The following is an 11,038-nucleotide window of genomic DNA, read 5'->3' as shown; positions in this document are numbered from 1 at the left end:
TAGCCTTTTGTCCACGTTTAGTATAGCTTGTGCACAGAATCACCAATCGAGAAAACGAAGGTCTTTGCATGGATGTGATTAATGATTTGCAAAGAACCATTAATTGGCTAGATAGAGATCGTAGTCCAAAATAGTCTCTAGAGCTTGTTTATGAAGTCACAACTCAAAAACTCGTCGAAGCCAGTCGCTAGTTTTAGAATTTGCCGCTCTAAGCAATTGGAGCGGCAAATTTAGAAAGATTCGCTTTGGATAGGGACGCTTAAGCCTAGCTCGTGCAAGGTAGGTCCAGCCCTTTCGATGATCGCTCCACCTAAACAAACATGTTCGTCATAAAAAACAATCGACTGCCTCGGAGTAATCGCACGCTGAGGAATCGGAAAACGAACCTCGACTCTACCTTCGCTCATTTTTTCAATCACGCAATCTTGATCAGTCTGTCGATAGCGAATCTTCGCTCGGCAAGTAAAAGGCGTTTTAGGGAGTTCCGGAGAATGCCAGTGTAAATCGGTCGCCGTCAAAGTGCTGGCATAAAGGGCGGGATGGTGGGTTCCTTGATCAATCACCACAACATTTCGCTCCACATCTTTCCCAACGACAAACCAAGCATCCCCTTGGCCTCCAATGCCTAAACCTTTGCGTTGTCCAATGGTATAGTAAGCAACTCCATCGTGTTGTCCTACAACATCTCCTTTAACATTTTCAAAGTTCCCTTTTTGAAAAGACAGATATTGCCCTAAAAACTGTTTAAAGTCTCTTTTACCAATAAAACAGATACCCGTACTATCTTTTTTTTCTGAAGTGGAAAGTCCATGTTTTCGCGCAATCTCCCGTACCTCACTTTTCTGTAAATTTCCAATTGGAAATAAAGCACGATGCAATGCACGTTGAGAAATCGCATACAAAAAATAGCTTTGATCTTTGCCAGGATCTAGCCCCTTGAGCAACTGGGTATGGCTCTCGGCGAGATAATTGCGACAATAATGCCCTGTTGCGAGGAAATCAGCCCCTAATTGAAGAGCTTTATCCAGCATGACTTTAAACTTGATTTCCCGATTACATAGGATATCCGGATTAGGAGTATGCCCTTGCTTGAGTTCTTCGATAAAATGGGAAAAAACGTTATCCCAATACTCTTTAACAAAATTCACAGAGTAGTAAGGAATGGAAATTTGGTCACATACTCTGACAACATCTTCAAAATCACGTGTAGCTGGGCAAACGCCATTTTCATCTGTTTCATCCCAATTCTTCATAAACATGCCAATGACATTGTAGCCTTGTTCTTTCAGAAGAAGAGCAGAAACCGAGGAGTCTACCCCTCCTGACATTCCAACGACAACAGTTTTTTGAGATGACATAGGAATCACGCCGAAATCGAGGTTTTAAGATGTTTAATTAAATCTGTTGCTTCTCCTTCAGAACGGGCTACCAAAACGGCGCAGCAGGTATTGCCAAATACGTTCACGACAGAGCGGCTCATGTCCAGCAATCGTTCAACGGCTAGAATCATTCCAATGGCATCCGCAGGTAATCCAAGGGTCTGTAAAATCATCAACACAGAGATCAAACTAGCTGAAGGAATTCCTGCCACTCCTAGGGAGGTCAGCAAGGTCATCAAAACAACTAATAGCTGAGTAACAAAGCTTAAATGAATCCCATAAACTTGCGCAGAAAAAAGGACCGCACAGCATACATACAAGGCTGATCCGGAAAGATTGACAGAACTTGCTAAAGGAATTGTAAAACTACAGATTCGGTTAGAAACACCCGCACGTTTTTCCACACAGTCAATCGTAATTGGCAATGTTGCGGCAGTAGAGCTCGTTGAAAAAGCCGTTAATAAAGCGGGAGCAATGGCGCGAAAATGCAGGAAAGGATTTACGCCCCCAATAAAACGTAACATAAGCGGAAGGATAATCAATCCGTGAATCAATAACCCGAGGATCACAACTAAAAAAAACATCCCAACAGGTTTTACAGAATCTAAACCTGTGCTAGCCACAACTTTTGCCACCAATCCAAAAACGCCGATGGGCAAAGCCTTCATGACCATTTGCGTCATTTTCATCATAATCTGGAAAATTCCTCTCCAAAATCCTTGCACAATCGACGCTGCTTCAGGCTCAATTTTTGCACTGAAGAATCCAAACAACAAACTGAAAAAAATCAATCCAAGCATTTGACCTTGAGAAGCCACAGCTAAGATATTCGAAGGCACAATTTTAAATAGAATTTGCTCAATTGTGCTAAAAACGTTCCCTTGGGTTTGCTGCTCCAATGCGACTAAGCGTGCTTTCTCGGCAACAGAAACCAAGGCGGCAGGACTTTCTTGCAAACTTCCCGGGCTGAAAGCCATCATTAATAACCAACCAGTTACAATCGCTAACAAACTTGTTGTCATGAAGTAACCAAACGTTTTAACTCCCAATTTCCCAAAAGATCCTTCTGAACCCAATCGAGCTGTTCCGATGATAATGGAAGAGGCAACAAGAGGAACGACAACTAAAGTCAGGGCATTCAAAAAAAGTTGACCAATCAAAGTAAACAACTGAAGATATGTCACGCCAAAAATCGCTCGGTCTGGGCCTGTCATAAGTCCAGCAATCACAGCTAAAAAGATAGATCCAAATACTTGAAAAAGGATGTTGTTTTTCATAAGTTTAAGTAAATGAAGGTGTAAAGATTTATAACTGTAAAAATTATAAACGAAAAAATCTTTAAGTGGAAGAGTCAGATGCAGCTGAATGCAGACTTTTATTCATCTTCATCTAAAGAGTGTATTTCCTGAAACTCTTCGATCAAATAATTACAGGAGCGTCGGCTAAAATGAGGGAAAAAAATAGCACTTGTATTCCCTACCCACTGACAACTTTCATTATCTAAACGATTTGATAAAAGCTGCACCTTTTGAGGGAGTGGTCGCTTTAAAGAAACAAATAACCCGATCTGATCTCTTTCTTTACCACAGGTCAATTTTTCCACACTTTCAAGCGGAATCATTAAAGCTGGATGACCTCGTTGATTAAAGTAGAGAGCATCTTGTTCAAGTATCAGCTCATTAGGAGTCGTTTCTAAAAGAGTCAGTCTTCGATAAGGAAGTAATCCTAAAGCTATCAACAAAGTTCCCACAAGAAATATCCACAATCCCCATTTGCCTAACTGAAGGGGCGGAAGAAACATACCTGCAAATAAAATCAAGGCTCCGCAACCGGCAATCAAGGTGCCTCTCAGTAATTTTTTTCGTTTAAATGCAGGGTCAATACTCGTGCGAATTTTAATCATAGAAATTCCATTAAAATAGATAGATTGCACGTAAGCTTGAGCATTGCATGAATTTCCATCAATAGATAGAATCATGATTTCTTAAAGAAATAAAAATCAATAGGAGCAAACAGCGCTATGAATTTTAAATCTTCCTTTACACAATTTGAAAAAATTTTCTGCAGTCTTCTTTTAACGACTTTTTCCCTGTATGTTCATCCTGCTTTTTCCGCCACAACGACGGAAATTCAGCAGCAGCATGAAAGCCCCAAAATTATGGCTCTCGATTTTGTGGATGTGGCCAAAAAAGCAACACCAGCGGTAGTATCGATCCGCGTCAAAATCGCACCTTCATCTCCCTTTCAGAAATCAGAGCGAGATGAAACAGACTTATTTAATGAAAACTTTTGGCAACAATTCTTCGGATTACCTAAATCGAACGAGAAAAAATCTTCTCAAGATCAAGTAGGTCAAGCCTCTGGATTTATTGTCTCTGATAATGGGTATATTTTAACAAATAACCACGTGATTACAGACGCCAAGGAAATTACGGCCATGTTGGTTGATGGGCGTGAATTTCCCGCAAAAGTTGTTGGTAAAGACAAAAATACCGATATTGCCGTTCTAAAGATTGAAGCTGAAAGTCTACCCTATCTTAAACTGGCCGATTCAGATGAATTGCAGCCAGGTCAATGGGCCATTGCTATTGGAAATCCGCTGGGATTGCAAGCATCATTAACAGTCGGGGTGATCAGCGCCACAGGACGGGATAACCTAGACATTGCAACAATTGAAGACTTCATTCAAACAGATGCAGCTATTAACCGAGGTAACTCTGGTGGGCCTCTTTTAGATATGAAAGGGGAGGTTGTCGGAATCAACACAGCCATCGTCAGCAATCAAGGGGGCTATATGGGCATCGGCTTTGCCATCCCAAGCAACATCGCCCAAAATATTATGGATCAATTAATTTCGAGCGGTTCAGCCACAAGAGGCTTTATTGGCGTCACCTTGCAAAAGATTGATCAAAATCTCGCCCAAGCTTTTGGTTTGACCAAAATGGAAGGTGCCTTAATCTCAGATATTTCTAAAGGATCCCCTGCAGAAAAAGCGGGGTTGCGTCAGGGCGATATTGTCTTAAAATATGACAACCATCCCGTCGCACATATTTCAGCTTTACGTAAAGCTGTTTCCTTTATGAAACCAGGGACAAAGCTGAACTTAACAATTTTACGAGAAGGCAAAACGTTAGAAATTCCAATTGATGTTGGAACATTTCCTGAGCATCCTTCTCAACTCATTGCCGCCGACAACAAAATTGGCCTAGAGGTTGAAAACATCACACCAGAGACGGCCCAAAAGTTGGGCATTTCAGGACTCAAGGGTGGTCTTTTGATTACACAAGTACGTCCCGGCAGCCCTGCCTATATTGCAGGTATTCGCCCTGGTGCCATTCTTGTGGCTGTAAATCAAAATACGGTGACAACTGTGGCAGAATTCCAACAAATTCTGAAAGACAGCGATCCCTCAAAACCTGTTTTACTCTTAATTAAGCAAGGTGGATTTACCCGCTTCGTTTCTATTAAAGTCGATTAATTACAAAAGGGAGAGAAAATACTTCTCTCCCTTTAAGCTTTTCTTCGTGATGCTTCAACCTGCTGTTGAGGTTCAGCGCTGACATGCTTCAACAGAAAGGAAAGATCATGCTTGCCCTGCGCCCCATTCGCATTCTGTCTTGGTTATTCATTTTTGGGATATTTTTTGTCCCTCTTCGAGCTCAAGAAACTCCATTAATGATTGGAATGGAGCTCGCTTATCCCCCTTTTGAGATGATTGATCAAGAAGGAAGGCCTGCAGGCATCAGCGTCGAAATAGGGTATGCATTGGGACGTTATCTAAATCGTCCTGTAAAAATTGAAAACATCCCTTTTGTTGGGCTCATTCCAGCCTTAAAAACAGACAAAATTGACTTGATCATTTCCTCTATGTCCATCACCAAACAGCGCAGTGCTTCGATCGATTTTTCAAATCCTTATCTCTCTGTAGGACTTTGCCTATTGGTCAGCAAAAATTCACCCTTATCTTCTATTGCAGAGGGAAATCAATCTAAGTTCAAATTTGTGGTCAAATCGGGCACAAGTGGCGAGGTCTACGCACGTAAGCATTTATCGCAAGCTCAAGTGGTTGTTTTAGATAAGGAAACGTCCTGTGTAATGGAAGTGGTGCAAGGAAAAGCGGATGCTTTTATCTACGATCAACTTTCGGTTTTTCAAAATTGGAAAAAAAATCCCAATACCACGCGTGCGCTTCTTCATCCGTTTACTCAGGAAGATTGGGGCATTGGAATTAAAAAGGGAAACACAGCTCTCCTAGAGCAGGTCAATCAATTCCTTAAGGAATTTAAGAAAGAAGGAGGCATCAAAAAATTGGGCCGTCTCTTTCTAGGACCGCAAATGGCCGCATTTGAAGAAATGGGCATTCCCTTTTTTATGTAAGCATTTAAGGAAACCGACATGCAGACTTCCATTTGGCATAAAATATCTTTATTTTTTCAACTTTCGCTAGCTATTGTTCTTTTGGCTCTTCTGTGCTACACGATTTTTTATTCTCAAGCCTATGACTGGTCATCGGTATGGGAATACCGAGAATTATTTCTTAAAGGATGGTTGAACACGGTCTATTTATCCGGAATTTGCTTGATTTTGAGTCTGATTATTGGCTGCATTGCAGCTTTTTCCAAGCTTTCTGCTATTCCATTTTTTCGTTACTTAGCGACTGGCTACATTGAATTTATTCGGGGCACTCCTTTATTAGTGCAAATTCTGGTTTTTTATTATGTGGTGGCTCATGCCGTGGGTCTAGAAAATCGCTTAATTGTTGGGGTTCTTTCCTTGTCATTGTTCAGTGGCGCTTATATTGCTGAAATGATCCGCGCGGGCATCGAAAGCATCAGCAGTACACAACTTGAATCCGCCAGAGCAATTTGCTTAACACCTTTTCAAACCTATCGTTTTATTATTTTTCCACAAGCTGTGAGCCAAACGCTTCCTCCTTTAGCAGGACAATTTGCTTCCATCATTAAAGATTCTTCCCTTCTATCAATCATTGGTATTAACGAATTAACCAACACAGCACAGCAAATCAATAGCGCCACTTATAGCACTTTGGAAAGCTTCTTTCCCCTCGCTCTTGGCTATCTGGTTTTGACTTTGCCAATATCTTTGTTGAGTAAAAAGTTAGAAGAAAGGTTCCGCTATGAAACTTGAAATTACGCAATTAGAGAAGGCCTATAACAAGCAAAAGGTTCTGAAAAACATCAACTTGTCTATTCCGGAAGCTCAATCGCTCGCTCTACTAGGTCCTTCTGGCAGTGGGAAATCAACCCTTTTGCGTATATTAGCCGGTCTTGAGTCTCCTACTTGTGGCCTCGTTAACTTTGATGGCGTTCCTTTAATCTTCGAAGAAAAACAGCTGCGTCAGCACCGCTTAAAATTAGGCATTTTGTTTCAATCTTGGAATTTGTTTCCCCATTTAACCGCTTTAGAAAACATTTCTCTCCCTCTTTATCGCGTACATGGCTATTCCAAAGAAGATGCCGACTCACAGGCTATGACGCTTCTCAATCGCTTCGAATTGGCAAAGCACGCGCATAAAAAGCCAGCCGAGCTTTCGGGTGGCCAATGTCAAAGAGTCGCGATTATTCGCGCAATTGCCATTCAACCCAGTATGCTGCTCTTTGATGAGCCAACCTCTGCATTAGATCCCCTCATGACTTCTGAGGTCTTAGATTTAATTGTTGAACTAAAAAAAGAGGGAAAGCAATTTATCATTGTCACACATCACATTAGCTTTGCCCGTAAAATTTGTGATTGGATTCTTTTTCTTTCGGAAGGAAAGGTTTTGGATTCAAAACCTACCTCCCAATTTTTTGACCATCCAGCTTCTCCAGAAATTCAATACTACTTGGAACAAGTCCTTAAATATTAAATTTTTGAGTTTTTTGCTTAATAACCCAACGCGTATAAAACACGGTAATCAGGGCTCCCAACCAGGTAATGGTAAAACAACTCCACCAAATGCTTAACAAGCCTAAATGCAAGACCTGTGTCATCGAGTAATAAACCAGGCATGGCAAGATAATTTGCCTTATACATCCCACTAAAAAAGGGAAAAAGGGCTTTTTCATACCTTGCAAAGCAGAAATATAAATCCCTAGCAACATATAGGCGGCAGAAATCAAAGCCGCAATCCGCAGGTATGTTGACCCTATTTGAATGACTTTTGGGTCATTAGAAAAAATCTTGAATAACGGCTCCGGAAAGATACTCATCAATACACATCCCACAAAAACAATGAGGGCACCATATTTAATGGAAACATGCACGGTTTCCCTAATGCGATCAATCATCCCAGCCCCATTGTTTTGCCCAACAATAGAAAGAGATGCCACCGTGAGTCCAATAGTAGGAAGAAGGGTAATCTGTTCTATCCGAATGCCAATTCCATAAGCAGCCACGGCTTCATGTCCAAAGTCTTTAATAAAATAGGTCATGATAAAAATCCCGATCCCAATTGTCATCATGTTGAGCGCGGCAGGAAAACTTTGTTCAGCAATAGCAAAAAAAACATCGCGCTTGGGGATAAAATCTCTCCAACAGCACACATGAAAATATCCACTTTGGATCACTTCGTAAAGCACATAAAAAAAGCCAAGCATCATCGTAAAAACAGTCGCAACTGCAATCCCTTTTAATCCCATTGCAGGGATGCCGTAGCCTCCAAATAAAAACCATGGGTCCAAGACCGCATTAATAAAACATCCTAAAATCAGATAGTTGCGTAAAACCTTAGTATTTCCGCGTGCCAATAAAATGGAGTTCGCGGCATAAAGAACAATAAAGAAAAATGATCCGATAAAAATAATATCCATATAAGCCACAGCCATTTCTAGATATTCTCCTTCAGCTCCCATCAGTTGGAAAAGGGAGGAATCAACATACAATCCGATGACAACAAGGAAACAGTAACACATGGCTGCAAAACTCAAAACTTGTGCAGAAATTCTTTCTGCCTGTGCTTCATTTTTGGCTCCTAAAGCATTTGAAATCAAAGCGGCAGATCCTGTTGAAATTCCTTGTACAAAAGCTAAAATAATGAAAAAAACAGGGAAACTTAACGATAAGGCTGCTAAAGCCTGCGTAGAAACCCATCCTGCAAAATAAGTATCTACGACATTAAACATCGTATTAAAAAAAAAGCCTAAAGCTGCGGGAATTGCAATTTTTCGCACCAATGAAGGCACTTCCCCTTTTGTCAAATCCATAAAAAATTCCCTATTCGTCTAACTTATTTGGAATCAGTAGAGTACCGATTACGACAATCGAGATCAACTTAAAATAAAAAATGCTATTTTCACTATTTTCTTCATAACCCATTTACCATTATAAACTAATTTTAGAAATATATAATTATAGTAAAAAATATTTAATAAATATATTAGTTAGATTTTAGATCCATAATAAAAATATTAGTTCATTTTTAGCATAGGAGATAAAAGATTGACTATTACAGAAGAAGCTCCTCCCAAAATTTATATTCAGAATAAAATTGCAAATCTAATAAAACGTTTAGGTCATCCACCTGCTGTTATTTTATTAGACTCACATTGTAAAACCTTTACGATTTCTGAAGTTGAAGGATTTATTGGATATCGACTCGAGCGTGATTGCGCCGTTGTAATTAGCGATCCCGTATGTGCAGAAAAAGATATCCCTGCTTTGACCCACGCTTTCCAAGACTACTGTACTAAACAAAAGCTAAATGTTATCTACATTCTTGTATCCGAGAAATTTGCACATTGGGCTATTCAAAATGTCAGCCAAACCTTGATTCAAGTTGCTGAAGAATTGATTGTCGACCCCCAAATTGACCCAACCAAAGGAAGAAAAGGGGAAAAACTACGCTGGAAAGTCAACCAAGCACGCAATCAAGGTATTGAAATTCTGGAGTATACAGATCAAAATCCCCATTTGGAAAATCAGCTAAAAGAGGCTGCTAATCTATGGCTGCAATCTAGAAAAGGTCCCCAAATCTACTTAGGAGAAGTGGATCTTTTCTCCAATCGAGAAGGAACCCGCTGGCTTTACGCAAAAAAAGATGGGACAGTTATCGGAGTTCTCATGCTCAAACAAATTGACCTCTTTCAAGGATGGGTCCTTAACTTTTCCATGGCATTGCCTAATGCGCCCACAGGAACAAGCGAATTCTTGATTGTCAGTACTATAGAAAAATTGCGCGAAGAAGAATGCCATTTTTTTTCTTTGGGTGCAGGTCCAGGGACGCAACTCGGAGAAATTGTCGGCTTAGGCCGTCTAACAGCCTTTATCGTACGTCATTTATTTAGAATGGTGGACTGGATTTTTCATCTGCAACGACGCAGGATCTTCTTTAAAAAATTTATGCCTAAAGCATTTCCATCCTATGTTTTGTTTAATTCTAAAATAAAAATAAATTCTCTCTTGGCCCTTATGCGAACGATGAATGTTTCCTACGGGAAAAATAAAAAATAATATTGTCAAAGTGGTTCGATTTGGATAGAGTGACAAATTAACACCCTATTGAAAGAGAACTATGCTGGCTGTAGCTTTTAAAATGCTGATTGGGAATAGAGCTTCTTTTATAGGAGCTATATTTGGCGTATTCCTGGCAACCCTATTGATTTCCCAACAATCCGCCATTTTTTTGGGACTTGTTTCAAGATCTTACCGTATGGTCACGGATATCTCTTTACCAAATATTTGGGTCATTGATCCGGCTACTCAGGGCGAAGGAGCAATTCGGACCATGCCAAAGGAATACCTTGATATTGTGCGCAGCACACCAGGCATTGAGTGGGCCGTTCCGATCGATTTGATGGATATTCCCATTGCAATGGAATCGGGTGTTTTCAAAATAGCCCAACTGTATGGCATTGATGATGCGACCTTAATTGGAGCCCCTGCTGAAATGCTTGAAGGAAATGTGCGGGATTTGCATCGGGAGGGAGCTGTCATTATCGATGTCAATTCTGCCAATGGAGCACTGGCACATACCCTGCCCGATGGAAGCGTAATCCCAGTAAGAATTGGCGATACCTTTGAGATCAATAATCGGCGAGCGGTCGTTGTGGGGATTGCAAAAATCACCCCAGGTTTTTTCCCTCAGCCGGTCATGTTTACCGCCACAAGCCAGTTTGAGCAATTTACTTCGGTAAAACGGATTTCTTTTATCGCCGCGAAGTCTTCCCCCGACGCAAATGTAGATGATGTACTGAATCGAATCAATTCATTCGCCATGTATGACGGATTGACCAGCGATCAGTTCAAAAGGAAAATTGCAGAGTACTTCCTTAAAACGGGCATTCTGATTAATTTCGGCTTGTCAGTTGCCTTAGGCCTGATCATTGGATTTTCTATCACAGGACAGATTTTTTACATTTTAACTCTTCAAAATATTAATTATTACGCACTTATGAAAGCTCTGGGTGGTAATAAAACCATGATTTTAAAAATGATCATCCTGCAAGCTGTCGTATCTGGAGTCATTGGATATCTCATTGGAACAGCAGCTACCCTCCTTTGGGGCTTTGCAATTAAAAATACAACGCTTGCCTTCCTTTTCCCTTGGCAACTTTTACTTTTCACAGCTTCCGTAGCCCTAATTATTTGTATCTTTACGGCCATTTTAAGTATTCGTCGGGTTCTTTATGTAGATCCCAAAACATTATTGGGTAGTTAAC

Annotated in this window: 10 protein-coding genes; 6 read left to right on the top strand and 4 right to left on the bottom strand. The window is 40.6% G+C overall.

The genetic code is table 11. From position 1 onward, the window contains the following. Positions 1 to 230: 230 nt before the first annotated feature. The 3 genes from mnmA to AOM43_RS12730 form a co-directional block, all read right to left on the bottom strand. Complete coding sequence (mnmA, locus tag AOM43_RS12740; RefSeq protein WP_006340461.1) at positions 231 to 1,358, bottom strand: tRNA 2-thiouridine(34) synthase MnmA; 1,128 nt, start codon at positions 1,356 to 1,358, stop codon at positions 231 to 233. A gap of 5 nt (positions 1,359 to 1,363) precedes the next feature. Next, on the bottom strand, positions 1,364 to 2,656 hold the full coding sequence (locus AOM43_RS12735; RefSeq protein WP_013925724.1) for a dicarboxylate/amino acid:cation symporter: 1,293 nt from the start codon (positions 2,654 to 2,656) through the stop codon (positions 1,364 to 1,366). Positions 2,657 to 2,754: 98 nt separating this feature from the next. Then, entirely contained in the window at positions 2,755 to 3,282 is a 528-nt protein-coding gene (locus AOM43_RS12730; RefSeq protein WP_226987536.1) for a hypothetical protein, read from the bottom strand. Between the two features lie 117 nt (positions 3,283 to 3,399). On the opposite strand from AOM43_RS12730, the gene AOM43_RS12725 reads away from it, so the two are divergent. The 4 genes from AOM43_RS12725 to AOM43_RS12710 all read left to right on the top strand — a co-directional run bounded on the left by AOM43_RS12725 (position 3,400) and on the right by AOM43_RS12710 (position 7,248). Next, positions 3,400 to 4,857 (top strand): DegQ family serine endoprotease, encoded by a 1,458-nt coding sequence (locus AOM43_RS12725; RefSeq protein ID WP_006340464.1) that lies wholly within the window; start codon positions 3,400 to 3,402, stop codon positions 4,855 to 4,857. An 83-nt stretch (positions 4,858 to 4,940) separates the two neighbouring features. After that, the gene (locus AOM43_RS12720; protein ID WP_006340466.1) at positions 4,941 to 5,756 is read left to right on the top strand and encodes a transporter substrate-binding domain-containing protein; all 816 of its coding nucleotides are present in this window, start codon (positions 4,941 to 4,943) and stop codon (positions 5,754 to 5,756) included. An 18-nt stretch (positions 5,757 to 5,774) separates the two neighbouring features. Next, on the top strand, positions 5,775 to 6,527 hold the full coding sequence (locus tag AOM43_RS12715; RefSeq protein ID WP_013925726.1) for an amino acid ABC transporter permease: 753 nt from the start codon (positions 5,775 to 5,777) through the stop codon (positions 6,525 to 6,527). Then, entirely contained in the window at positions 6,517 to 7,248 is a 732-nt protein-coding gene (locus AOM43_RS12710; RefSeq protein WP_059360575.1) for an amino acid ABC transporter ATP-binding protein, read from the top strand. The genes AOM43_RS12715 and AOM43_RS12710 overlap by 11 nt, the downstream gene beginning before the upstream one ends. Here the strand turns inward: AOM43_RS12710 and AOM43_RS12705 are convergent. After that, complete coding sequence (locus AOM43_RS12705) at positions 7,238 to 8,584, bottom strand: MATE family efflux transporter (RefSeq protein WP_013925728.1); 1,347 nt, start codon at positions 8,582 to 8,584, stop codon at positions 7,238 to 7,240. The genes AOM43_RS12710 and AOM43_RS12705 overlap by 11 nt on opposite strands. A 235-nt stretch (positions 8,585 to 8,819) precedes the next feature. Between AOM43_RS12705 and AOM43_RS12700 the strand changes: the two genes are divergently transcribed. Both AOM43_RS12700 and AOM43_RS12695 read left to right on the top strand, forming a co-directional pair. Continuing rightward, a complete protein-coding gene (locus AOM43_RS12700) occupies positions 8,820 to 9,830 on the top strand; it encodes a DUF2156 domain-containing protein (protein ID WP_006340470.1) in 1,011 nt (336 codons plus the stop codon). Positions 9,831 to 9,891: 61 nt separating this feature from the next. After that, the gene (locus AOM43_RS12695; RefSeq protein WP_013925729.1) at positions 9,892 to 11,037 is read left to right on the top strand and encodes an ABC transporter permease; all 1,146 of its coding nucleotides are present in this window, start codon (positions 9,892 to 9,894) and stop codon (positions 11,035 to 11,037) included. Position 11,038: the final 1 nt, after the last annotated feature.

Origin of the sequence: Parachlamydia acanthamoebae (genome assembly GCF_000875975.1) — a bacterium.
GTDB classification, from domain to species: domain Bacteria; phylum Chlamydiota; class Chlamydiia; order Chlamydiales; family Parachlamydiaceae; genus Parachlamydia; species Parachlamydia acanthamoebae.
This window is presented reverse-complemented; position numbering and strand designations above follow the sequence as displayed.

What these genes read in the sequence shown, in the direction of transcription:
- mnmA (WP_006340461.1), bottom strand. Translation starts at nt 1,358, where the DNA reads ATGTCATCTCAAAAAACTGTTGTCGTTGGAATGTCAGGAGGGGTAGAC.
- AOM43_RS12735 (WP_013925724.1), bottom strand. Translation starts at nt 2,656, where the DNA reads ATGAAAAACAACATCCTTTTTCAAGTATTTGGATCTATCTTTTTAGCT.
- AOM43_RS12730 (WP_226987536.1), bottom strand. Translation starts at nt 3,282, where the DNA reads ATGATTAAAATTCGCACGAGTATTGACCCTGCATTTAAACGAAAAAAA.
- AOM43_RS12725 (WP_006340464.1), top strand. Translation starts at nt 3,400, where the DNA reads ATGAATTTTAAATCTTCCTTTACACAATTTGAAAAAATTTTCTGCAGT.
- AOM43_RS12720 (WP_006340466.1), top strand. Translation starts at nt 4,941, where the DNA reads ATGCTTCAACAGAAAGGAAAGATCATGCTTGCCCTGCGCCCCATTCGC.
- AOM43_RS12715 (WP_013925726.1), top strand. Translation starts at nt 5,775, where the DNA reads ATGCAGACTTCCATTTGGCATAAAATATCTTTATTTTTTCAACTTTCG.
- AOM43_RS12710 (WP_059360575.1), top strand. Translation starts at nt 6,517, where the DNA reads ATGAAACTTGAAATTACGCAATTAGAGAAGGCCTATAACAAGCAAAAG.
- AOM43_RS12705 (WP_013925728.1), bottom strand. Translation starts at nt 8,584, where the DNA reads ATGGATTTGACAAAAGGGGAAGTGCCTTCATTGGTGCGAAAAATTGCA.
- AOM43_RS12695 (WP_013925729.1), top strand. Translation starts at nt 9,892, where the DNA reads ATGCTGGCTGTAGCTTTTAAAATGCTGATTGGGAATAGAGCTTCTTTT.